Below are 23,126 nucleotides of genomic sequence, written 5' to 3' on the forward strand. Positions count from 1 at the left end.
TTTCCTGGGCTCAATGCCGGGACGTGGGCGGGTAGAATTTCAGTCAAGCTTGGCTTGTCCGTATTCGAGCAGCGTCACGAGCAGCACGCCTCCCATGACGTTGCCGCATGTGGCAGGAAGCAGCCACTTAAGGTAATCCAGCGCTGAGAGCTGATGGCTGAGCATCGCGGCAAGGATCTCCCCACTCGTGGCAACGCAGTGGGCGAAGTGGCCCAGGCCGACGATGAAGGTGAGACTCCAGATGACGGCGACCGAGCCGGTGATGGAGTGGCTGCCGCTGACCAGCCACGCGACCATGGCGATGATCCAGCCTCCGACCACGCCGCTCCAGAAGACGTGAGACCATGGAACGCTCGCCGCATCGGTGCCGAATTTGACCATGGCGGCGAGGATCGCTGGCTGCAGCGCTCCCGTGCGTGCGCAGAGCAGCGCGAAGAGCAGGGCTCCGGCGATGTTCGATGGAAACACGATGGACCAAAGCCGCAGCGTGCCGAGGAAGTGACGGCGCTCGGCGAGAATGAGAGCAACGGGATAGAGCGTGTTCTCGGTGAAGAGCTGGGCGCGGCCCAAGATCACGGCCATGAATCCGAGCGGATAGAGAAAAAAAGGCAGAAACGCCGCGCCGCGTCCGTGTCCTATGGCCGCAGCGACGGTCGAGACCCCCAACCCGGTGAGGCCCATGGTAAGTCCGCCAACCACGCCGGAGAGCGCGAGCGCCTTCTTCGTGCGAGAGAGCTCGCCCTTGGCGATGCGTGAAACCTGCTGATAGATCTGAACGGCGGTGGGGCGGTCGAGGTCTTGCTGAATGGATTGCGAGGTATCGGCTTCTGGCAGATTTTTTAACGGACGCATGGATGAGTGCTTGGATGCGCGATCTCCGCGCCGCGTGCTAGGGTGGAGTTTCGTGCCGTGGCCGCGGCGCAGGAGGTCTATGAGCTCGCATCCGCCGTTCGATCTCGTTGCAGCCGCTCGTGAAGCGGTGAAGGAACATGGATTTCAGCCGGACTACCCTCCAGAGGTGCAGCAACAAGTAGCAGCTCTCGAAGCGCATCCGCCGCTTCTTCCTGAAGGCGCGGAAGATCTGCGGCATCTTCTGTGGTCTTCGATCGACAACGACACCTCGCGGGATCTCGACCAGATCGAGTATGCGGACACGCTGCCTGACGGAAGAATGCGGGTGCAGATCGGCATCGCCGACGTGGACGCATACGTACCCAAAGGGTCGGCGATCGATCGCTATGCGGCCAACGAGACAGCCACGCTGTACACCGGCGTGAAAAATTTCTCCATGTTGCCGGAAGCGCTGTCCACCGGCCTCACTTCTCTTCTCGAAGGAGAAGATCGCGCCGTCGTAGTGACAGAGTTTGTGTTGGACGCCAACGTATGCGCCACGGAGAGCTGCGTTGCGGAGAGCCGTATCTATCTGGCGCTGGTGCGCAACCACGCACAGCTTGCCTATCCTGGCGTCGGAGCGTGGCTGGATGGCAAGGCGGCCGCCCCACCGAAAGTAGCTGCGTCGAGCGAACTGCAGACGCAGCTCAAATTGCAGAACGAGATTGCGCAGAGGCTGCGGCTGGAGCGCTATCGGCATGGGGCGTTGAATATCGATACTGCCGAGACGCATGACCAGGTAGAGGCAAGTGGCATCAAGCTCGGCAATGAGGAAAAGAATTCCGCGACCGAGTTGATCGAGGATTTCATGATCGCTGCCAATGGTGTGGTGGCGCGAGCTCTGGAGGCGAAAAAGATCGCGTCGATTCGCCGCATCGTGAGAACTCCGAAGCGCTGGGACAGGATCGTGGAACTTGCCGCGAGTTTGGGAGCAAAATTGCCAGTGGCTCCCGATTCAACGGCGCTGAATGATTTTCTGTGCGAGCGGAAAGAGAACGATCCCGATCATTTTCCCGATCTGTCGCTGGCGATTGTGAAATTGCTGGGGCCCGGAGAATATGTGCTGGAGCGGCCGGGCGCACCATCGGAAGGTCATTTCGGGCTGGCAGTGGAGGATTACACGCACTCTACAGCCCCCAACCGCCGCTACGCGGATCTGGTTACGCAGAGGTTGCTGAAGGCGATGATCGCGGGCCGGCCTTCTCCCTATTCGGACGACGAATTGGCGGCGATCGCGGCGAACTGCACCGCCAAGGCCGCCGCGGAACGCAAGCTGGAGCGCGAGATGCAGAAGCGCATCGCAGCAGTGGCGCTCGCAAACAGGATCGGCGAGAAGTTCCGCGCGATTGTGACCGGAGTCAATGAGCATGGCAGCTTTGTGCGCACGCTGGCGCCGCGTGTGGATGGCATGCTGGTGCAAGGGCAGCATGGTGTCGACGTTGGCGATAAGCTGAATGTGCGGCTGGTGCGCACCGACCCGAATCGCGGCTTTATCGACTTTGCGCGCGCGTAAATTTTCCAAGAGGCAATGACGGAGACATGCGGTCTCATCTGGCGACGCTGGTCGAAGATTTCAGAAAACATGAAAATGGCACAGCCATTGTTACGTATCGCGGTAACCGGCGCATCGGTTCAACCTATCGCGAGCTGGCCCGGCTTGCCGACCGTTTTTCCGCGGAGCTGAGGCGCCGCGAGATTCTCGCAGGCGAGCGAGTCGTGCTGTGGGGGCAGAACTCGGTCGAGTGGGTGGGCGCGTTCTTCGGATGCGTATTGCGCGGCGTGATTGCGGTTCCGCTGGATGTGGCGGGCAGTGCGGATTTCGCGAGACGCGTCATCTCGGAAACCAGGCCAAGGCTGGTAGTTGGCGACGCGACGCTGCTGGCGCAACTTGATGCGGATACCGCACGGCTGGCCTTCGAGAATTTCTCGGATATGCTTGCGCAGACTACTGCTCCGGAGACTCCGGATGAGTCCCTGAGCCTCGATTCTCCACTGCAAATCCTGTTTACTTCGGGAACGACAGCGGAGCCCAAGGGCATCGTCCACACGCACCGCAATGTAGCGTCAAGCGTTGCTCCAATTGAGCGCGAGATGCAGAAGTATCTAAAATATGAGCGCTGGGTGCATCCGCTGCGCTTTCTGCACACGCTTCCGCTGAGCCATGTCTTCGGGCAGTTCATGGGGCTTTGGATTCCACCGTTGCTGGGAGCGGAGGTGCATTTCGAGTCGCGCCTCCAGGCTCCGCGATTGATTGAGACTGCGCGGCGGGAACGCATCTCCGTGCTGGCTGCTGTGCCGCGCGTGCTCGAACTATTGCGCGATGCGCTGTTAGCGGAGCATCCCGGGCTGCCGAGTGACATAGAAGCAGCGAAGGGCGAGAAGGTTTGGATGCGCTGGTGGCGCTTCCGTCGAATTCATCACAGCCTGGGTTACAAATTCTGGGCCTTTGTCTGCGGAGGCGCTTCGCTGCCGGCCGATCTTGAAAATTTCTGGAACACCCTGGGATTTGCGTTGGTCCAGGGCTACGGCATGACCGAGACAGCGGCGCTCATCACGCTGAATCATCCCTTCAAGGTGGGCAAGGGAACGATTGGCAAGGTGCTGCCGGGTCGCGACGTGGAAATTCGCGAGGACGGCGAGATTCTGGTTCGCGGCGATATGGTGTCCACGGCCACGTGGCGCGACGGCGCGATCCGGCAAAACGATTCGCCATGGCTCGCGACTGGTGATCTGGCTGCTCGGGACGAAGCCGGACAACTTCGTTTTCTGGGCCGCAAGAATCAAGTCATCGTGACTTCATCGGGACTCAATCTGCATCCCGAAGATGTGGAGGCGGCGCTGAATGCGCAAAAGGGAATCGAAGCATCGACGGTAGTCGCGCTGGAGACGCCGCGAGGTCCGGAGCCCGTGGCCGTGCTGCTGTTTCGCGGCGCGAGGGAAGAAGTAGAGCGAGCGGTAATCGCGGCGAACGCGCAGTTGGCCGATTTCCAGAAGGTGCGGCGATGGCAGATATGGCCGGAGCTGGACCTGCCGCGCACGTCGACGGGAAAGATTCAGCGGCGCAAGGTTGCCGAGTGGGTCAATGCGAAGAACAGTGAGGGAGCGGCGGCTGCGACGAACGATGCATTGCTCGCTCTGATTCTGTCGATCACTGGAGCGAGCCCCGGCAGGCAGGATGACTCCGCGCGCCTCGAGGAAGATTTGCAACTCGACAGCCTGGGGCGCGTGCAGTTGCAATCGGCGCTCGAGCAGAAGTTCGGGCTTACGCTGAGCGACGCGACCTTGGAGCAAATAACTACTCTGGGATGTTTGCGGCGTCTGCTGGGGCTCGGCGTCGCCATGACGACGGACGATGCGACAGCTTCGGAAGCCGCGCCAAGCGGCCATGCCATCGCGGCAGACGGCGAGCGCGATGACATTTACCCGCGCTGGAGCTGGTCGTGGCCGGTGCAGATGGCCAGGGTGGCGTTCCTCGAGTGTGTGTTGCGGCCGCTGGTATGGCTGTTGGCGGCACCGCAGGTCCGGTGGCAGTTCTCCTCCCACGTTTCAGGTACGAGACGCGCGGCGTCCGGCTTGAATCTGCAACAACCGTTGTTGCTTATTGCCAATCATGTGAGCACCTTCGATGTTCCGCTGGTTCTGTATGCCTTGCCGGGCTCGATGCGGAGGCATGTGGCGGCTGCGATGGCCGCGAATATGCTGGAAGATTGGCGCAAGCAGCGAAATCAGGGCTCGTGGTTTCTGAATGCGCTGGGACCCTTCACTTATCTTTTGGTCACCGGCATCTTTAATGTCTTTCCTCTGCCGCGCAGCGCTGGATTTCGGCGCAGCTTTCAGCATGCAGGCGATGCGTTGGATCGGGGATACAATGTGCTGGTTTTTCCGGAGGGCCGCCGTTCCGGGGACGGACAGTTGCAGCGGTTTCGCTCGGGCATCGGGCTGCTGGTGGAGCAGTCGAAGACACAGGTGCTTCCCGTTGCGCTGGTGGGATTGGGCGGAGCGAAGCTGGGCAAATATCGCTGGTTTCGCTCGGGCAGGCTGCGCGTGGTTGTGGGTTCTCCGATGTCGTTCGTCGCGAATACGAGCGCGGAGGAAATTACGGATCAGCTGCGCGCGGAAATAGCTCGTCTGATGTCATTAGATGAGAACGGCTCGGCTGGATCGAGTTAATGTGAAAAACCCCGGCCTTGGGTGCGAGGCGCGGACACCGACGAAGCCCGCTCGTGACGCCGATGTTTTGCTTGTGACCAAAGTGTCTTGGCGCATCCGATGATGCGCAGGACAATAACGCTGTGCTTTTCCTCTCTCTCTTCGAATCAGTCGTCGAGTGTTGTGGCAAGACCGCGTTGCGGCGATCGGCTCCATCTTCGCGGCTGCCTGCGCATCTTGCAACCGGCCAGCGCGGCGAGCGTGCGGCGTTCTTCTATCTACGAAGGAATGGGTTCGTGATCACTGCGCGGGGATGGCGGTCGGACCTGGCGCGCGGCGATCTGGACCTGGTGGCGTGGGAGGATGAGACGATTTGCTTCGTTGAAGTGAAGACGCGCACCACGCGCGCGGTTGCTCCGGCCGAGGCTGCCGTGGATGAAGACAAGCAGAAGATCCTGATGCGGCTGGCGCGACACTATCTGCGGCAATTGCCGGTAGAAAATGTTCCGGTTCGCTTCGATATTCTTTCCGTCTACTTCGAGGCAGGGAAACGCGCGGAGTTCGAGTTGTTTTGCGGAGCCTTTGGATGGGATTGATCTCGCATGATGCGGAATCAATCCCACATCTTATAAGCGAGATATGGGGCAACCGGCAGATTGAATCAGGCTCAAGAACGCAACGCCGCGTCCTTCCTCACCAGCTGATCGATGTCGGCGGTTTCGAGGACGGCCTCAGGCGCTCCATATCGCGCGGCGTAGATCATGGCGCGGCCTAATTTATCAGTGCTGGTTACATATCTTGGCAGTGTGGGTTCGAGCAGCGGCAAAATGGGCGCGGTAAGCACATACAGGATTCGATACGCACGCGTCTTCGACCGGATGCCGCGCCGCGGCACGATCAATCCCGGGCGAAACATGTAGGCAGCCTGGAAAGGCAAAGCGAGCAGCGCGTTTTCGGTCTCTCCTTTGACGCGTGCCCACATGCTGCGGCCTTTGGCGGAGCTGTCCGTTCCTTGGCCCGAGACATAGGTGAAGACCATCGCCGGATTCGGCCGGACGAGCGCATTGGCCGCCGCGAGCGTAATGTCATAAGCAATCCGCCGATATTGCTCTTCGCTCATGCCTGCCGAACTAACTCCCAGGGTGAAGAAGCAGGCGTCGAGGCCGGTAAGCTGGGCCTCGATGCTGGAGAAGTCGTAGAAATTTTGATGGACGATCTCGCGCAGCTTCTCGTGGTGTTGCCCGCTGGGGGAGCGGACGACGGAGACGATGGTCTCGATTTCAGGATCGAGCAGGCATTCGCGCAGAACACCCTGACCGACCATGCCGGTAGTTCCGAAGAGAACGACTTTCATCTGGCCTCGTATCTGATTTCCAGATTAGACAGAATCACACATCTCGAAGACGACATATGGGAAGTCTGGACGTGATATCCGGTCTATCCGGAGTCAATTCTAGCTTTCGATGGCGGGGCGGTCTTCGGCGAGGTTTTCGAGGATGGCGTCGAACTCCGGAGTGCCTACCTGAACGTTTTGGAAGACCCATCCGGCGAGGAGCAGAACCGGCGCGGGGCCAGGGTCGGTGTTGCTGAGTGCGCCGAGCGTGGCGATAGTGATCTGCTGATCGGGCTGGGCTACGCGCGAGATGGCGATGCAGGGGAAGCTTGGGGGCAGGCCGCTGGCGGTCCACTCGGCGGCGAGTGTGGTGAAGTCGCGGCCGGGCATATAGACGATGCGCGTAGGCTCATTGGGCTTGAGCGCCTCCGGAGCTTCGGAGGCGTGGTGGCCGGAGCTGAAGACGATGCTCGAAGAGGCGCGGCGGTCGGTGAGCGAGCACTCGAGCGCGGCAGCGGCGGCGAAGGCTGTGGTGATCCCGGGAACAATTTCGAAGGGAATGCCGGCGGCGCGGAGGGCATCCATCTCTTCGGCGGCGCGGCCGAAGACCAGCGGGTCGCCGGCCTTGAGGCGTACAACCGAGAATCCCTGTGCCGCTTTTTCGACCATGAGCTGGTTGATCTCGGCCTGCGTAATTTTCTTCGTGCCGCAACGCTTGCCGACGTTGACGGTGAGGCAGCGCGGACCGGCGAGGGCAAGAATAGCGGGTGGCACCAGATCATCATTCAGAACGATGTCCGCGGATCCAAGAAGTCGCAGGGCCTTTACGGTGAGCAGATCGGGATCGCCGGGGCCGGCTCCGACTAGATAAACTACGCCTTTCCTGGCGCCGGACGGAGATTCGCCAGTCGTCATGCCAGAGCTTCCTTGACATGCGTGGTCTCGTGCCGGGCCTCGATGGCGAGATGTTGCGCCGGGCATGCCCTTGGATCGCAGACGTGACGCTGCGCAAGCTGATGGAGCAGCAGCTTGCGGTCTTCGCCCGGTTCGTAGGCGGTAAGAATGTCGCGCCGCACCTGGCCGAGATCGTGCAGCCAGGGGCCGAGGTCGGTCGGAAGCTGCGCGTCGATCTCGCGGCGAAGATGCTGGGCGAGCGCGGGGCTTTCGCCGGCAGTAGAGATGGCGACCTGCAGATCGCCGCGGCTCACCACCGATCCAAAATAGAAGTCGCAGTGCGGCGGGTCGTCGACCGAGTTGCAGAGGATGTTGCGATCGACCGCCTCTTCGTAGATTGCCGCGTTCACTTCAGGATCGTCAGTTGCGGCGATGACCAGGAAGGTGCGATCAAGATCGGATGGAGTGAATCTGCGTTGATCGAGCTCGATGTGGCCCTGCCGGGCGAGTGCCGCGATCTCCGGATGGACTCGCGGCGCGATCACGCGAAGCCGGGCTTCGGCGCTCAGCAGCGAAGGAATCTTCTGGAGCGCGATTTCACCCGCACCGACCAGCAGGCAAGGGCGGCGTGCTAGCTTCAGGAAAATGGGTAAAAGGCTCATGGTTGTGTTCCTCCGGTGAGGTGAAGATGGATCACAGGTCCCTCGCCTTGCTCAGAACGACGGCCTTGGTCTGAATCCCACGTCTCAAGTGCGAGACGTGGGGAATCCTGTATTGGTTTAGCGAATGCGACAGTCGCGCGGAGGGAAGCGTCGAGATTCCTTTTCCCGCTGGTCGTCAAAACGACGACATTTTTAGTCGCTGAATTCGCACTATTCATATCTATCCTCAGTCGCCGTCCATTGCTCTCGTTGCCAGGTCGCGCTCTACGGCTTCGAGAGATTCTCCAGCCAGCCGGGCGCGGATAGCCCCAGCGTCGTGGCGGCCAAAGTAGTTGCGCAGGTTTTCGCCGGGCGTGCGTTCGTTGAGATATGCGCCAAGCAGGCGGGTGAGCGCTGCCGGCACTTCGGTTGCGGGAGCGCGATAGCCGACCGGCCGGGCGATCGCGGCGTGCGCGCCGACCGCACCACCTACGCAGAAATAGTAGGCGTCGACCATCTTGCCTTCGTGCTTGATCTTTTTGCCTTCGAGGCCGATGTCGGCGATCCAGTGCTGGCCGCAGCTGTTGGGGCATCCCGTGACGTGGAGCTTGAGCTGCTGATCGAATTGCGGCAGGCTCTCCTGCAGCTCGTCGACCAGCCAGCGGGTGAAGCCCTTGGTCTCGCTGATGGCCAGCTTGCAGAATTCTGTTCCTGTGCAGGCAATAGCGCCGCGCCAGAAGGGTGTGCCGTCGACATGCAGACCGATGTGCTGCAGCTCCTTGGCCAGCTCGCCTGCGCGAGCGGTATCGATGTTCACGAAGATCAGGTTCTGCATGATGGTGGTGCGGAGCTGGCCGTTGCCAAAGCGTTCGGCGAGGTCGGCCGCTGCGGCGAGCTGGTCGCCGGTAAGGCGGCCGCGCAGGACTGAAGCGCCGACGTAGCTGAGGCCGGGCTGTTTCTGCTTGTGAATGCCGACGTGGTCGCGAAGAACGTCTTCGGGAAGCTTCTCGGGCGCGCCGGGCTCGAATTTGTAACCGAGACGGCGTTCTACTTCCGCGAGGAAGCTCTCCGCGGTCCAGTTCTCCTTCATGAAGAGGTACTTGATGCGGGCGCGATCGCGGCTTTCACGCAGCACTTCCTGATCGCGGAAGATGGCGGTGATGGCGCGAGCCACATCGACAGCCTGATTGGGACGGACGAACGCATCCAATTTCACAGCAAGGTGCGGCTCGTTGGAAAGGCCTCCACCGACGCGGACGGTATAGCCCACCTCGCCGCTGTTGTTCTTGATGGCAGTGAAAGCGACGTCGTTGATCTCGGGGTAGCTGCACCAGACGGGGCAGCCGGTAGCGGAGATCTTGAACTTGCGCGGCAGGTTATAGAACTCGGGGTTGGCGACCAGGGCGTGAGCCAGCTCGACAGCGAGCGACGAAGCATCGGCAATCTCTTCGTGGTCGATGCCGGCCAGCGGGCAGCCGGTGACGTTGCGCACAACGTCGCCGCAGGCTCCCTTGGGAGAGAGGCCGATCTTGGTCAGCTCGTCGACGATCTCGGGAATGTCTTCGATAGTCAGCCAATGAAGCTGGATGTTCTGCCGGGTGGTGATGTCGGCGACATTGCGGGCATGCCTTTCGGTGATGTCCGCGATGGTGCGCAGCTGATGCGATGTGAGCAGGCCGTTGGGCAGGCCGATGCGCATCATGAAGTATTCGGTGGCGAGACCTTCGCCGCCCTTGCCGCCCACGGCGCCGATTCCATCGCCCTGGGTGTAGATACCCCACCACTTGAAGTAGGCGTTGGCCCATTCCGGCACGACGCTGCTGCGGCCCTCGCGGGCAAAGGCGCGGACCTCATCGAAGACTTCCCACGGGTTCTTCTCGCGCTTGAGGCGTTCGATGCGCTGGGCTTTGGTTTCCTTGGCGGCTTCTTTGGGTGGGGCTATGATCTGAGTCATCTCTTCTCTGAATTTGGAAAGTAAAAAACCCACCGGCGATGGTGGGCTGAGCGGGACGGTGTGTGCGATTAGGGTTCTGCTACGCGCACGTCCGGCTCAGCATGGGACAACATGCTGGACAGCAAACTGCCGGAGTGGAATAAATCCGCACTCCCAACAGGATAAACGGTGAGCCGGTCGGGGGCAAGCTAGGGCCACAGGTGAGTTTCATGGGTTTTGCAGCGGCTAGATTTCAGTGGGCTTTTGAGAATGCCGGCTTATGATGATTGCTGCGAGGCGCTATGCAGCCGACTCCTTCCTCTACGCCCATTTCATCGTCCATCGATTCCGGCCCGGTCTGGCCGGCTTTACCGCAATCGGCCTGGAGCGAGACCTGCGCTACTTTGCAGCTCTGGATGCAGATTGTGGGCAAGGTCAGGCTGGCGCTCACGCCGCCGATTAACCATACGTGGAACGTGACCCTGTATCCCACGGTGCGCGGCGTTACCACTTCGCCGATGGCCCATGGCACGCGCATTCTGCAGATAGACTTCGATTTCCTGGAGCACGCGCTCCTCCTGCAGACCAGCGATGGCGGCGTGCGCCGGATCGCGCTCCGGCCGATGACGGTGGCTGCATTCTACGGGGACGTGGTAGCCGCGTTGGCCGAGCTGGGCACTCCGGTGCACGTGTGGCCGGTGCCGGTGGAGATTGCAAAGCCCATCCCCTTCGAGCAGGATGAAACGCACAAGGCCTACGATCCTGAATATGCGCAGCGGTTTTGGCGGATTTTGCTGCAAACCAACCGTGTCTTCACTGTTTTCCGTGCGCGCTTCATCGGTAAGGTGAGCCCGATCCATCTTTTCTGGGGCGCATTGGACCTGGCTTGCAGCCGCTTCTCAGGCCGTACTGCGCCGGAGCATCCGAGCATGGCGGGATTGCCGGATCGCGTAACCCGCGACGCGTATTCGCACGAAGTCAGCAGCTGCGGTTTCTGGCCCGGTGCGCCGGGAATCGAACCGTTCTTTTACAGCTATGCCTACCCGGAGCCGCCCGGCTATCGGGAGTACCCCATCGCGCCAGCGTCGGGGGCGTTCGATGCGACGATGGGTGAGTTCGTGCTGCCGTACGAAGAAGTGCGCCGGTCCGCTGATCCGGATTCGGTGCTGCTGCAGTTTCTGCAGAAGACATATGAAGCAGCGGCGAACTGTGCGGGGTGGGATCGGACGGCGTTAGAAACGGCTGCCGGACGTAGCTCCTGAAACTCTTCGATGAAGAGCGCGAGCGCTCTCGTGTATTCCGGTGGAAGCCCTTTACGCAGGTAGGCCCGCGTCGCGGACGCGGGCCTACCTGTTCGTGAAGATAAGCGGCTCTTTTAGAAGCTGAAGACGGCCTGGACAAAGATGCGGCGGCTGGCCGATCCCGAGGAGAAGATCTGTCCGGCCAGAGCATTCGATTTGCCGAACTCGGGCGAGCCGAGAGTTCCCGTGGGCGGCGCAAGGTTGATGTCGTTGAAGAGGTTCAGCGCCTGCGCGTTGAAGGTCAGATTGTATTTGCGATTCAGGGCCTGCTGGCCGTTTCGGCCCCCGCCCGGTCCCCCCGGACCTCCCCGATTGCCGCTGAGGCCGCCAGGGCCTAAGCCGCCGCCGAGCCCACCGCCACCGCCGCCACGGCCACCACCGCCTCCTCCACCTCCGAAGCCGCCGCCTCCCGCAGGACCGCCGGCAACTTTGGGTCCGAAGGGAATGCTTTTGCTGGCGCGCAGATTGAAGGTAAAGAGTGTAGGCCCGTTCCCTATATTGACAGGGATGGGAGTCTCGCCTGCAGCCGGAGTGAGGTTGAAATTGCCGTAGGCTGTCGAGATGGTGTTGGTGTCACCGGCCTTGGCGAAGGATGGGCGGTCGTTGAAAAACGAATCTCCGTTCTGATCCTCAGGCAAGGTGACGTTGAAGGGTTTTCCGGACGCGACCACAACAAAGGGGCTAAAGCGCAGTCCCCAGCGCGTAGACCAGCTGCCGACCAGGAACATCTGGTTGCGCACATCAAAGGAGGCGCGGCCGTAATCCAGCTTCAGATCGGCGGAGTTGCTGGGATTGCTGTTGATGCCGCCGCTGTCGCTGTTGGCCCAGCTCGCCGTATAGAAGCCGAAGAGAGAGAGGCTGGGGCTGATGCGGGCATTGAAGTTGGCGATCAGCTGGTTCTGCTTGAAAACCGCTTCGGAGTAGTACTGATAGATATTCGGAGCAGCCGGATCGTAGCCCAACACTTGCGGTGCGTTGGCATTGCGGGTGATGAATTGATGATTGCCGAGCGAGTTTAGGTAGGTGAGTGAGATGGTCGATGTCTTAGACAGCTGGCGCTCGACTCCGATCGCGGCCTGCTGCGTGACGGGCGCGTGGAGGTTGGGTGCGATTTGGTAGACGGCCGTCTTGCTGCTGCTACTGCCTGCCTGGGAGCAGGATGTCAGATCATTTTGGGTGATACCGGTGGCCGAGTAGCAGGTTGGATTCTGAATGACAGCCTCAGCCTGCGGCGAATTTGCGTTGGCGTTGAGGCGCCTCTCCTGCAGGAGATTGGAGATAGCGAAGCGATCATAGAAAAATCCGTATCCGCCGCGGATGACGGTCTTGGGCTGCTTGCCGCCCTTGCCCACACCCCAGGCAAAGCTGAAGCGCGGAGCCCAGTCGTTCTTATCGCTGATGCTGGTCTGCGACTCCCAGCGCACGCCATAGCTGAGGGTCAGATTCTGGCGGGCGCGCCAGTCATCCTGGTAGAAGAGGCCGACATCGGTGAGGCCCACTTTGGTGGAGGGATTGCCGTAGACGAGATTCAATTGGCTGGGACCGCCGCCGGCGGCGTGAATCTGCGCCCAGCTCTGGCCGGTGCCGAGTCCCTGGATGGTGCTGCCGTAGGCCTGAGCGGGCGAAGAGGAGACGCAGCCGGTCTCTCCTGCGCTGCACCTGTTGCCGCCGAAGGTGAAGAGGCCGTTGAAGCTGGAGTTCGCGGTATTGGCGTCGCGTGCGAAGCGCAGACGGCCGCCGACATTGATGGAGTGGGTCTTGAGCGCGATCTCGGTCAGGTTCTGCAGCTCGTAGTGGAGTGAGTGGTCTTTGATGATCTGGTCGCTGTTGCCGCCGAAGGTTTCCAGGCCGGAAACCTGCACCTGCGGAGTGAGGGTCGACGGAGTTTCGCTGGAGAAATCGCGCAGGAACTGAAAGCGGGTTTCGTTGATGACCTTGTCGCTGATGATCTGGGTGTCGCTGATCTGGACGGTGTGCTCGGTGGAGTCCTGCTTGTAGGCCTGATCGCGCAGTGAAAACTGGCCAACACCCTGGTTCTGCTCGCCGTTGTCGTAATACTGGTACCGGACACTTAACGTGTTCTTCGCGCCGATGGCCAGATCGATGCGCGGGCTGATGTTGGTGCGGGTGCGGGGCGCGACCAGCGCATCGTTGAAGCCTACAGTGCCGTAGTCGGCTGGATTGGTGAAGATGCCGTTGGCGAAATCGCCGTTCACCTCGCCGGCCAGGCGAAACGCGCTGACGATGGCGTCGTCTTGAATAATGCGATGTTCGGCGCTGACGAAGAACGACGCGTTTTTGCTTATCGGCCCGTTCACCGTGCCGTTGTATTGATAGCTGTAGTAGTCCGGGATGTTTTTTGAAAAGGGATTGCCGGTATTCAGCTGCGAGGGATCGCCCTGAATGAAGAACTGACCGTGCAGCTTGTCTGTGCCGGGCTTGGTGAGGATCTCAATGCGTCCGTAGCCTAGCTTGTCGTATTCGGCGGAGAAGGGATTCTGGTTGATGCGAATTTCACGGATGGCGGATTTCGGCGGAAGCTGTCCGGCGGTAAAGCCGTCGATATAAATTTGCCCGCCATTTGGACCCGCTCCAGGGCCGGCGAGCGCACTCAGTTCGTTCTGCAGCTCATCGGGATCGTCGGAGAGCGCATCGAGATCTTTGCCTTTGATGACCAGGCTGTTGGCATTGCTGGTGGGATCGACGCTGACCGTCGGCGTGTCTTCGTTGACCACCACCTGCTGCTTCTCGACCTCGATTTGCAGGGCGATGTCGAATTGCTTGCTCTGTCCGGAGGCTAGAACGACGGCCTTCGAACTCGACTGTGCGAAACCCTGCGCTCCCGCAAGGACGATGTAGGTTCCGGCAGGCAATCCCTTGGTCTGATAGGCGCCCGAGGAATCTGATGTCGCAGTCGCGATGGTGTGGCCGTCGGGCGTGGTGATGCTCACCGTGGCATTGGGAATTACCGCGCCGCTGGGATCGGTGACCGTACCGCGAAGGATGCCATTTCCGGCCTGCGCCCACAGGGTCGGGGCGAGCGCGAGAAGAAACATAGCCAGGCAGAGACACAAAGAGCGAAGGATGAGCTTGTAAGTCACAGTACTCCCGAAACAAAGAGAAGTTATATGGATGACGCAGTACGCCGCATGGCCTGTGCGGCGGAGGCAAAACTATGTGAGCAGGCATTTCCTTCATGCCCGCCTGAATGGTGCTCTGCTATAAAGACGCAAATTTCTCTTACTGTGTTCCTTCACCCGCTCCCGCGCCGCCTCCGCCCAGGTTCCAGGAGGCCGAGAACATATCCCGGCTGGCGGAGGGCGATGCGGTGAGGATGGGCTCAACGCCGGCGAGCAGGGTCACAGCGGTTGCGGCGTCAGGTGTTCCTTGCGTGGCGACGATCATGACCGCGTCGCCCTTGTGAAGATCGGAAAGCTGTAGAGCAGGCGTGCGTTGCAGAAATTGCGAGAGGTCGCCGTTGCGCTGTCCACCGCCGGGACGTTGTCCGTTTTCGGACGGCGGGTTTGCAGCTGGCGCCTGCGCCGTGCTCTCGGTATGCGTCGCGCCGCCATTCTTGAATCGAGCGGCCAGCGCCTGGGCCATCATCGGCGGCAGCTTGTGCAGTTGCGAATCCGCGCTAACGCGGATGACGACGGGCTTCTTGGTTGCGAGGTCAGTCACGGTCACGCTATTGGCGGAGGCATCGACGGAGACTACCGTTCCCGAGATGTTACGGAACGAGCCTGCGATGACTTCGTCCGCCGCGACTTCGCTGTTGTCGGCATTGTGTTCGCCGCGCGCACGAATCTGATCTCCGGTGTGGATCTGGTCAAGCGTCGATGGCTTGGCGTCGGAGAACTTGATCGATTCCGGATCGTAGCGGCGGACAACGGTTTTTGGCGTTGTATGGATGATCCAGGTCTTGGCGCCGGCGGCAACAGTGACTGTTCCCGCCGCGGTGTCGACCGATTTGACCAGCCCGCCCACGCCGCGGCGCTGCCAATCAGCCTGATCGGCCTGCTGCTGCTGGGCAATGTCTGTCTGCTTCATGGCGATGACGGTCGTGGCGGTCGGTGCAGAGCCGTCGGCCGCGGGATGAATAGCGACCAGTACGCGGTCGCCGATTACAAGGTCGGTGATCGCGATGGGAGTGGCTCCGGCCAGGGTCTTGGCTCCCGGTGCGGTGCGCAGGACGTGCGCCGTCTCGCTGAGAATCACAGTGGTGGGTGAGCCTGTGTCCGGCTTGATGGTGAGGGATTTGCCGTCGATCGCTGTGATCGCGCCCACCAGCCGGTTCGCACTCGTCTGCTGGGCGGCCGGCAGTTGTGCTGCAGTCGGATGGACGAGAATGCTGCCGAAACCGCCGAACATCATAAGTGAGAATGCGATGCTTCTTCTGCCCATCGAAAACCTTTTCCTCTGCTGCGCCGCGACCCGGCGCTCTCCCCTTCGGGCATTGGTGCTCAGAATGACGTATTACTCGTTCAAAAGTTTCATGAATCGTGCAACATACGTTCAGTTTAAACGGAAAAAACCGGCACTTTGTTGAGAGCGAACAGGGTGTAGGTTCTAAAAGGTGGCAGTGCAGCGCGCTGAAGAGAAATCCTTGAAGCAGGTATGATTCTCGGCAGGCACAAATCCCCACGGGCCGCGACCAAGCCAGCGGTCTATCGGTAGGATGCTAAAAAACACAAGGAATACTCCACAAGGAATACTCTAGGATCCGATGGCCATCAGCAACGCAGGAAGTTCGACCCGAATCACCGCCGCTCCGGGCGGCAACAGTTATAAGAGCGCATTCGCGATGGTCACCACGCTGTTTTTCGTGTGGGGATTCCTGACTTCGCTCAACGACATTCTGATTCCGCATCTGAAGGCGATCTTCGACCTTAACTATGCCGGGGCTCTGCTGATTCAGTTCGCCTTTTTTTCGGCGTACGCGGCTTTCGGCCTTATCTCGGGCAAAATCGTGGAGTGGATCGGCTACCAGCGCACCATGGTCGCCGGCCTGCTGACCATGGGAGTGGGCGCAATACTGTTTGTTCCCGCCGCCAACATGCCGTCGTTCCCGCTCTTCCTGACAGCCCTCATCGTGCTGGCCGCGGGCATTACCGCGCTGCAGGTCGCGGCGAATCCTTATGTCACGGTGCTGGGATCCCCGCAGACCGCTTCGAGCCGCCTCAATCTGACCCAGGCTTTCAACTCACTGGGCACGACCATCGGGCCTCCGCTGGGCGGATGGCTGATCCTGAAAGGCGCCGAGAAGACGGTCGAGAACACCGATACGATGTCCAAGGCCGCGCTGCATGCCTATCGCATTCAGCAGGCGGCGACGGTGAAATTTCCTTACCTGGCGATCACGCTGGCATTGGTCGTGCTAGCGCTGGCGATTGCGTTCTATAAATTTCCACGGCTCGACACCACGAAGGATTATCGTCCGACCAAGGCCGCCGACAAGGGTGCGTCGATGTGGCGTTACCCCCACGTGGTGCTGGGTGCAGTCGCTATCTTTGTCTACGTGGGGGCCGAGGTCTCGATCGGCAGCTTCCTCATCAACTACTTCAATCAGTCCTACATTCTCGGGCTGACCGCGCTGGCCGCGGCGAATCTGGTGCCGTTTTACTGGGGCGGCGCCATGGTAGGGCGCTTCCTGGGTTCGGCCGTGCTGCAAAAAGTGAAGACCGGACATCTGCTCACCTTCTGCGCCATCGTGGCGGGGCTGCTCGTGCTTATATCCATGATGACCTCGGGTCACGCCGCGGCATGGAGCATCCTGGCGGTCGGCTTCTTCAACTCGATCATGTTCCCCTCGATCTTCACCCTCGGCGTCGCCGAGATGGGACCGCTGACCGGCGAGGCCTCAGGGCTGCTGGTGACGGCCATCGTGGGTGGCGCGATCATTCCCGAGATTCAGGGAGTGCTCGCGGACAAGATCGGCATCCATCACGCGTTTATCGTGCCGGTGATCTGCTATGTCTTCATCGCCTATTACGGATGGAGAGGATCGCGCATCATCCAGCCATCGTAGAGATCGATTCACCGACAAAATCAGCGCGGGCGGCCTTTGGGCCGCCTGTTTTCTTTGGGTGGATTCAAGCGCGTAAGGTCGGGGCCGCGTCGCACGACCGGCGACGAGAAGACCAGGCTGGTGGTGGGAATGCCGTAGGGCAGCAGACGCTCAATGAGGCGTTCGAGATCGACCAGCGACGATGTCGCGATTTCAAGATAGAAGGCATCGGCTCCGGTGACGTGGTGGCAGAGACGAACCTCATTAAGCGTCTTCACAAATTTCAGGAACGGATGATAGTGCGTTCCGTCGCAGGTCATGCGGATGACGGCGAGCACAGGCAGACCCAGAATGGCGGGATCGATCTCGATGCCATAACCCTTGATGACGCCGTCTTCTTCCATGCGGCGCATGCGCTCGGCAACAGCGGAAGGGGAGAGTCCCACGCGGCGGCCGAGATCGGCATAAGAGGCTCGCGCGTTGGTAGCAAGCTCCGCGAGAAGGTTTCGGGCGTATTCATCGAGTATTTCGGCGGTTTCTGCCGTCATAGCGTCTATTTCCCTGAGATTTCTCTTAGATTGTGACATGTTTACCGTGGAATGTGGGTGTACACCCGGATTCCCAATCCTTAGCATCTCCTGCAATGAAAAAACCTTTGAAGCTTGATGGCCGATCGTTGCCGGTCGAAGAGATCGCGGCGGTCGCACTGGATGGCCGGGCGGTCGCAATTGCGGAGGACGCGTATCCGCGCATAAAGGCGTCGCGCGCGGTGGTCGAGGGCGTGGTAGCCCGGGGAGAAACCGCGTATGGCATCAACACCGGCTTCGGCAAGTTGAGCGACGTGCGTATTGGTCCGGACCAGTTGGAGGCTTTGCAGCGTAATCTGGTGCGCAGCCACGCCTGCGGGATCGGCGAGCCGCTGCCTCAGGATGAAGTCCGCGCCATGCTGCTGTTGCGCGCAAACGTGCTGGCCAAGGGATTGAGCGGAGTGCGGCCCGTCGTCTTGGAAACGCTGGTGGCCATGCTGAATGCCAGTGTCCATCCGGTAATTCCTGCGCGCGGCTCGGTCGGCGCGAGCGGCGACCTGGCTCCCTTGGCGCATCTCGCGCTGGCGTTGATCGGCGAGGGCGAGGTGTTTTACGGCGGCCATCGCATGAGCGCGGCTCGTTCCTTCGAGCTAGCCGGAATCACACCGCTGACATTGGCTGCAAAAGAAGGACTCGCGCTGCTAAACGGCACGCAGGCCATGGCCGGCGTGGGTGGGCTGGCCCTCGCTCGCGCGTTGCGCGTGGTCGAGCTCTTCGATCTGGCCGGCGCGATGTCGCTTGAGGCGCTGCGCGGAACACCCGCAGCTTTCGACGCGCGCATCCATGAGGCGAGACCGCATGCGGGACAGATCGCCGCGGCAGCGCATCTGCGCGGGCTGCTTGCGGAGAGCGAAATACGCGAGTCGCACCGTCACGACGATCCCCGCGTGCAGGATGCCTATTGCCTGCGCTGCATGCCGCAGGTGCATGGAGCCGCGCGTGGCGCGTTAACCCATGTGCGCGAGGTGATCGAGGTCGAAACGGGATCGGCCACGGACAACCCTTTGATCTTCGCGCTGGAAGAGAGCGGAGAAATTCTTTCCGGCGGAAACTTCCACGGAGCGCCGCTGGCGTTAGCCTTGGACTATGCGGCGATTGCGCTGACCGATCTGATGAGCATCAGCGAGCGTCGCATTGACCGGCTCATCAATCCGGACATCAACGAAGGCCTCCCGGCATTTCTTTCTCCCGATGCCGGCGTTTCCTCGGGGTTGATGATCGCGCACGTGGCGGCCGCCGCGTTGTTGAACGAAGCCAAGGTGCTGTCGCATCCTTCGAGCGTCGATTCGGTGCCGACATCGGGCGGCAAAGAGGATCACGTATCGATGGGCATGACCGGTGCGCTGAAGCTGCGGCAGGTGGTGCAGAATGCGGAGTACGTGCTGGCCATGGAGTTGATGGCGGCGGCACAGGGGTTGGAATACAGGCTGCCTCTGCGGCCGGCGCAAGCGGTGGGTCGCGCGGCAGAGGTTGTGCGCACCATCAGCCCTGCGTTGAAAGAAGATCGCGTGCTTGCGAGTGAGATAGAAAAGCTGGCGCAGGCGGTGCGCGCGGGTAAATTCGACGAGTGGAGAGGATAGTAACCATGGCTGATATGGCAGTAGAAGCGCGCGTGGTTCGCGCGCCGCGCGGATCAAAGCTGAATACTCGCGGATGGCAGCAGGAGGCGGCGCTGCGCATGCTGATGAACAACCTCGATCCCGAAGTGGCGGAGCGGCCGGATGACCTCGTTGTCTATGGCGGCACCGGAAAGGCTGCGCGCAACTGGGAGTCGTTCGAGGCGATCGTGCGCACACTGAAGACGCTGGCCGACGACGAAACCCTGCTGATCCAATCAGGAAAACCAGTTGGCGTATTGAAAACGCATGAGGCTGCACCGCGCGTATTGATCGCAAATTCGAATCTCGTCGGCCGCTGGTCGAACTGGGAGCACTTTCACGAGCTCGAACGCAAGGGCCTGATGATGTACGGGCAGATGACGGCTGGCTCGTGGATCTACATCGGCAGCCAGGGCATCGTGCAAGGGACATACGAAACCTTCGCCGAGGCGGGACGGCAGCATTTCGGCGGAAGCCTTGAGGGCAAGCTGGTGGTGTCGGGCGGCATAGGCGGCATGGGCGGAGCGCAGCCGCTGGCGGCGACCATGAACGGCGCACGCTTTCTCGGCATCGATGTGGATGCTGCGCGCATCGAGAAGCGGTTGAAGAGCGGATACTGCGACGCGATTGCCCGGAGTCTCGATGAGGCGCTGCGGATTCTTGATGACGCACGCAGGGACGGCAAGGCGATCTCCGTTGGGCTGGTGGGCAACTGTGCCGACGTGCTGCCTGAGTTGATCGCGCGCGGAGTTGTTCCCGATGTGCTGACCGACCAGACCAGCGCGCACGATCCCCTGCATGGATATGTGCCGAATGGCATGTCTCTCGAAGACGCGCTGCGCCTGCGTGAAAGCGATCCTGAGGAATACACAAGGCGCTCGATGGAGACGATGGGGCGGCACGTCGAGGCGATGCTCGAGCTGAAGCGGCGCGGCGCTGTGACCTTCGACTATGGCAACAATCTGCGCACGCAGGCCAAGCTAGCCGGCGTGAACGACGCCTTCGATATCCCGGGTTTTGTGCCCGAGTACATTCGTCCGCTGTTCTGCGTGGGCAAAGGGCCGTTCCGCTGGGTTGCCCTGTCGGGCGATCCCGAAGACATCTATCGGACCGATCGTTTAGTCCTGGAGATGTTCCCCGAAGACGCGAGCCTGCGGCGTTGGATCAATTTGGCACAGCAGCGGATACATTTTCAGGGACTGCCGGCGCGCATCTGCTGGCTGGGTTATGGCGAGCGCGCCAAGCTGGGTGTCGCGATCAACGAGCTGGTGCGCCGCGGAGAAATTTCAGCTCCCATCGTGATCGGACGCGACCACCTCGATGCAGGATCGGTTGCGTCTCCGCATCGCGAGACCGAAGCGATGAAGGATGGATCGGACGCGGTCGCCGACTGGCCGCTCTTGAACGCGCTGGTGAACACCGCGGCCGGCGCTTCGTGGGTGAGCATTCACAATGGCGGCGGCGTGGGCATCGGCTATTCCCATCATGCCGGAATGGTGGTAGTGGCCGATGGATCGGATCTCGCAGCGCAGCGGTTGCAGCGCGTGCTGACCACCGATCCGGGTACGGGCGTGCTGCGGCATGTAGATGCGGGTTACGAGGAGGCGATTGAGTTCGCGAAGGCCTCGGGAGTGCGGGTGCCGATGATGGAAGATCCCGCGTGAGCCAGCTCTTGATTACGAACTGCTCGCAGCTGGCGACGCTGGCCGGGCCGGCGCGCCCTCGCGTGAGCCATGAACTGCGTGAGGTTGCTGCGATTGCCGACGGCGCGATGCTGGTGCGCGATGGACGCATTGCGGCGGTTGGTTCGCGCGCGGATATCGAGCCGCTGGCCGAAAAAACCAGAAAAAGCGTTTTGACTATTAACGCCGGTGGCCGGCTTGTCACGCCGGGTTTCGTCGATGCGCATACGCATCTGGTCTTCGCCGGGAATCGCGCGGACGAGTTCGAGATGCGCTGTGCAGGTGCGACCTACCAGGAAATTGCAGCGCAAGGCGGAGGCATCCGTTCGACGGTGCGCAAGACGCGCGCGGCCAGCGAAGAGGATCTGAATGCCGCCGCCACACGCTATGCGCGATGGTTTCTCGAGAGCGGAACGACAACCGTCGAGGCAAAGTCGGGCTACGGGCTCACGGTCGAAGACGAGCTGAAGATCCTGCGTGTGATTCGCCAGGTGGGAATGACAACCGCTCTGCGCACGGTTCCGACCTTTCTTGGCGCGCACGAAATTCCTTCGGAGTATGCCGGACGTGCGGATGATTACGTCGGGCTAATCGTCGACGAGATGCTGCCGCTGGTAGCCCGGGAGAAGCTGGCGGAGTTCTGCGACATCTTCTGCGAGGCCAAGGTCTTTAATCTCGATCAGGCGCGGCGTGTGTTTACTGCCGCAAACCAGCATGGCCTCGGCCTGCGCATGCACGCAGATCAGTTCACTGCGTTTGGCGCGTCGGAACTGGCGGCGGAGATGGGTGCGAAGACCTGCGATCACCTTGAGCAGACGAGCGCCGCATCGATGGAGAAGCTCATGCAGGCAGGCGTGCAGCCGGTGCTTCTGCCCGGATCGGTGTATGCCATCGGATCGCAGAAGTATCCCGCGGCGCGGGCGATGATCGACGCAGGGCTGGCGGTGGTGCTGGCTACGGACTTCAATCCAGGCTCGTCGCCGGTTTCCTCCATGCGGATGGTGATGTCTCTGGCCTGCACGCAGATGAAGATGACTCCGGCGGAGACGCTGGTGGCCGCGACCGTGAATGCTGCGTACAGCCTGAATCGCGGCCACGAGATCGGCTCGCTCGAAACCGGCAAAGTTGCCGACTTCGTTGTGCATGACGCGGAGGACTATCGCGAGCTGCCGTATTTCTTCGGTGATTCGCGGGCCGCGATGGTATTCACGAACGGTATTTCGTTTTCGGCTTAGTCGCCGCGCTTGGCCATCTTTCGATACTGCACCGGCGAGTAGCCGACGATGGAGCGAAAGTCGTTGATCAAATGCGCCTGATCGAAGTAGCCGAGGTCGACGGCCACCTGCGCGAAATCCAGTTGCTCTCCGGAGTGGCAGCGCTCGACCAGTTCGTGCAGCCGATAGCGGCGGATCACCCACTTTGGCGTCGCGCCCACATATTGGTGGAAGAGCCTCTGCAGTGAGCGCTTGTTCATGCCCGTGAATGCGGCGAGTTGGTCGACCGTGGAGATCTCAGGATTGTGCAGAATGCCTTTGACGATTTGATTCACCTGCGTGACCAGCGGGTCTGGAGCGGGATGTCGCGACAACAGAAATGCCGACGACTGCGGGACCATCTCGTCTTCGGCATTCGCGTCGAGCTGGAGCTTCTCAATGCAAGGCCCGAAGATGCCTTTCGCCGAAACCATTTTGTTGGCCAGCGACGCGGCAGGCTGATTGAAAAATGCATGAAAGCCGGCGGGAGTGAATTTGATCCCGAAGGCGAATGCGTTGCCTTCGAGCGTGCGCGTGAATTTTCCTGTGTGAATGCCGGAGACTATCCACGCACCGCTTTCGAAAACAAGATGGAAGTTGGGATGGGGTAGCGTTTCGACGAGGTGCGGTTCGAGTCCTTCGAGCTGCCAGCCGGTCATCCAGAAGTGCGCGACCCACGGCGAGAGCTCGGCCGGCGCGCTCATGCGCAGATGCCTGAATTTCCCGGCCGACGCCGGCTGCTGGAGCACGCCGCGCGCCTTGCCGACAATGGCGTCATAGCGCTCTTCGTATTCGGGCCTGGCGTCCGGTCGCGTTTTTCCAAGCATGGTGCCGCAATTCTATTTACATTGCGGGTG

17 protein-coding genes are annotated in these 23,126 nt (G+C 61.0%); 8 read left to right on the forward strand and 9 right to left on the reverse strand.

Annotated elements, in window-relative coordinates; translation table 11 throughout:
* Positions 1-39: 39 nt before the first annotated feature.
* Positions 40-852, reverse strand: coding sequence for a formate/nitrite transporter family protein (locus tag XX99_RS19290; RefSeq protein WP_050060989.1), 813 nt, complete (start codon positions 850-852; stop codon positions 40-42).
* A 79-nt stretch (positions 853-931) separates the two neighbouring features.
* Between XX99_RS19290 and XX99_RS19295 the strand changes: the two genes are divergently transcribed.
* The 3 genes from XX99_RS19295 (at position 932) to XX99_RS19305 (ending at position 5,636) form a co-directional block, all read left to right on the forward strand.
* A complete protein-coding gene (locus XX99_RS19295) occupies positions 932-2,404 on the forward strand; it encodes an RNB domain-containing ribonuclease (protein ID WP_050060990.1) in 1,473 nt (490 codons plus the stop codon).
* Between the two features lie 26 nt (positions 2,405-2,430).
* A complete protein-coding gene (locus tag XX99_RS19300) occupies positions 2,431-5,061 on the forward strand; it encodes an AMP-binding protein (protein WP_050060991.1) in 2,631 nt (876 codons plus the stop codon).
* Positions 5,062-5,183: 122 nt separating this feature from the next.
* Positions 5,184-5,636: a YraN family protein gene (locus XX99_RS19305; RefSeq protein ID WP_231581502.1), complete on the forward strand. Its 453-nt coding sequence runs from the start codon at positions 5,184-5,186 to the stop codon at positions 5,634-5,636.
* A gap of 71 nt (positions 5,637-5,707) precedes the next feature.
* Here the strand turns inward: XX99_RS19305 and XX99_RS19310 are convergent, their stop codons facing one another.
* From XX99_RS19310 to XX99_RS19325, 4 genes are all read right to left on the reverse strand, one after another.
* Complete coding sequence (locus XX99_RS19310) at positions 5,708-6,394, reverse strand: Rossmann-fold NAD(P)-binding domain-containing protein (RefSeq protein ID WP_050060993.1); 687 nt, start codon at positions 6,392-6,394, stop codon at positions 5,708-5,710.
* 99 nt (positions 6,395-6,493) lie between these two features.
* Positions 6,494-7,288 (reverse strand): uroporphyrinogen-III C-methyltransferase, encoded by a 795-nt coding sequence (cobA, locus tag XX99_RS19315; RefSeq protein ID WP_050060994.1) that lies wholly within the window; start codon positions 7,286-7,288, stop codon positions 6,494-6,496.
* Positions 7,285-7,929, reverse strand: a complete 645-nt coding sequence (locus XX99_RS19320; protein ID WP_050060995.1) for a precorrin-2 dehydrogenase/sirohydrochlorin ferrochelatase family protein — start codon at positions 7,927-7,929, stop codon at positions 7,285-7,287. The genes cobA and XX99_RS19320 overlap by 4 nt, the downstream gene beginning before the upstream one ends.
* A 226-nt stretch (positions 7,930-8,155) precedes the next feature.
* The gene (locus XX99_RS19325; protein WP_050060996.1) at positions 8,156-9,862 is read right to left on the reverse strand and encodes a nitrite/sulfite reductase; all 1,707 of its coding nucleotides are present in this window, start codon (positions 9,860-9,862) and stop codon (positions 8,156-8,158) included.
* Positions 9,863-10,143: 281 nt separating this feature from the next.
* Here XX99_RS19325 and XX99_RS19330 point away from each other — a divergent pair, with 281 nt between their 5' ends.
* Complete coding sequence (locus XX99_RS19330; protein ID WP_050060997.1) at positions 10,144-11,103, forward strand: DUF5996 family protein; 960 nt, start codon at positions 10,144-10,146, stop codon at positions 11,101-11,103.
* A 113-nt stretch (positions 11,104-11,216) separates the two neighbouring features.
* On the opposite strand, the gene XX99_RS19335 is transcribed toward XX99_RS19330, so the two are convergent.
* On the reverse strand, positions 11,217-14,243 hold the full coding sequence (locus XX99_RS19335; protein WP_050060998.1) for a TonB-dependent receptor: 3,027 nt from the start codon (positions 14,241-14,243) through the stop codon (positions 11,217-11,219).
* Between the two features lie 139 nt (positions 14,244-14,382).
* Positions 14,383-15,546 carry a pepsin/retropepsin-like aspartic protease family protein gene (locus tag XX99_RS19340; RefSeq protein ID WP_050060999.1) on the reverse strand — a complete coding sequence of 388 codons (1,164 nt, stop codon included), beginning with the start codon at positions 15,544-15,546 and terminating at the stop codon, positions 14,383-14,385.
* Positions 15,547-15,868: 322 nt separating this feature from the next.
* Between XX99_RS19340 and XX99_RS19345 the strand changes: the two genes are divergently transcribed.
* Positions 15,869-17,170: a sugar MFS transporter gene (locus tag XX99_RS19345; protein ID WP_050061000.1), complete on the forward strand. Its 1,302-nt coding sequence runs from the start codon at positions 15,869-15,871 to the stop codon at positions 17,168-17,170.
* 20 nt (positions 17,171-17,190) lie between these two features.
* Here XX99_RS19345 and XX99_RS19350 read toward each other — a convergent pair whose 3' ends face one another.
* Complete coding sequence (locus XX99_RS19350) at positions 17,191-17,697, reverse strand: Lrp/AsnC family transcriptional regulator (RefSeq protein ID WP_050061001.1); 507 nt, start codon at positions 17,695-17,697, stop codon at positions 17,191-17,193.
* A gap of 95 nt (positions 17,698-17,792) precedes the next feature.
* On the opposite strand from XX99_RS19350, the gene hutH reads away from it, so the two are divergent.
* The 3 genes from hutH to hutI are packed head-to-tail and all read left to right on the forward strand — an operon-like array spanning position 17,793 to position 22,251.
* Entirely contained in the window at positions 17,793-19,316 is a 1,524-nt protein-coding gene (gene hutH / locus XX99_RS19355) for a histidine ammonia-lyase (protein WP_050061002.1), read from the forward strand.
* A gap of 5 nt (positions 19,317-19,321) precedes the next feature.
* Positions 19,322-20,998 carry a urocanate hydratase gene (hutU, locus tag XX99_RS19360; RefSeq protein WP_197081907.1) on the forward strand — a complete coding sequence of 559 codons (1,677 nt, stop codon included), beginning with the start codon at positions 19,322-19,324 and terminating at the stop codon, positions 20,996-20,998.
* A complete protein-coding gene (hutI, locus tag XX99_RS19365) occupies positions 20,995-22,251 on the forward strand; it encodes an imidazolonepropionase (protein WP_050061003.1) in 1,257 nt (418 codons plus the stop codon). Before hutU ends, hutI begins: the two co-directional genes overlap by 4 nt.
* On the opposite strand, the gene XX99_RS19370 is transcribed toward hutI, so the two are convergent.
* Complete coding sequence (locus XX99_RS19370) at positions 22,248-23,096, reverse strand: AraC family transcriptional regulator (RefSeq protein WP_050061004.1); 849 nt, start codon at positions 23,094-23,096, stop codon at positions 22,248-22,250. The two genes, hutI and XX99_RS19370, sit on opposite strands and share 4 nt — an antisense overlap.
* Positions 23,097-23,126 lie beyond the last annotated feature (30 nt).

Origin of the sequence: Silvibacterium bohemicum (genome assembly GCF_001006305.1) — a bacterium.
Classification (GTDB): Bacteria; Acidobacteriota; Terriglobia; order Terriglobales; family Acidobacteriaceae; genus Silvibacterium; species Silvibacterium bohemicum.

Excerpts from the sequence above, each read along its gene's own strand:
- XX99_RS19300 (WP_050060991.1), top strand. The coding sequence starts at position 2,431 with ATGCGGTCTCATCTGGCGACGCTGGTCGAAGATTTCAGAAAACATGAA.
- XX99_RS19370 (WP_050061004.1), bottom strand. The coding sequence starts at position 23,096 with ATGCTTGGAAAAACGCGACCGGACGCCAGGCCCGAATACGAAGAGCGC.
- cobA (WP_050060994.1), bottom strand. The coding sequence starts at position 7,288 with ATGACGACTGGCGAATCTCCGTCCGGCGCCAGGAAAGGCGTAGTTTAT.
- XX99_RS19290 (WP_050060989.1), bottom strand. The coding sequence starts at position 852 with ATGCGTCCGTTAAAAAATCTGCCAGAAGCCGATACCTCGCAATCCATT.
- hutU (WP_197081907.1), top strand. The coding sequence starts at position 19,322 with ATGGCTGATATGGCAGTAGAAGCGCGCGTGGTTCGCGCGCCGCGCGGA.
- XX99_RS19325 (WP_050060996.1), bottom strand. The coding sequence starts at position 9,862 with ATGACTCAGATCATAGCCCCACCCAAAGAAGCCGCCAAGGAAACCAAA.
- XX99_RS19345 (WP_050061000.1), top strand. The coding sequence starts at position 15,869 with ATGGCCATCAGCAACGCAGGAAGTTCGACCCGAATCACCGCCGCTCCG.
- XX99_RS19330 (WP_050060997.1), top strand. The coding sequence starts at position 10,144 with ATGCAGCCGACTCCTTCCTCTACGCCCATTTCATCGTCCATCGATTCC.
- hutH (WP_050061002.1), top strand. The coding sequence starts at position 17,793 with ATGAAAAAACCTTTGAAGCTTGATGGCCGATCGTTGCCGGTCGAAGAG.
- XX99_RS19295 (WP_050060990.1), top strand. The coding sequence starts at position 932 with ATGAGCTCGCATCCGCCGTTCGATCTCGTTGCAGCCGCTCGTGAAGCG.
- XX99_RS19340 (WP_050060999.1), bottom strand. The coding sequence starts at position 15,546 with ATGGGCAGAAGAAGCATCGCATTCTCACTTATGATGTTCGGCGGTTTC.
- XX99_RS19350 (WP_050061001.1), bottom strand. The coding sequence starts at position 17,697 with ATGACGGCAGAAACCGCCGAAATACTCGATGAATACGCCCGAAACCTT.
- XX99_RS19320 (WP_050060995.1), bottom strand. The coding sequence starts at position 7,929 with ATGAGCCTTTTACCCATTTTCCTGAAGCTAGCACGCCGCCCTTGCCTG.
- XX99_RS19310 (WP_050060993.1), bottom strand. The coding sequence starts at position 6,394 with ATGAAAGTCGTTCTCTTCGGAACTACCGGCATGGTCGGTCAGGGTGTT.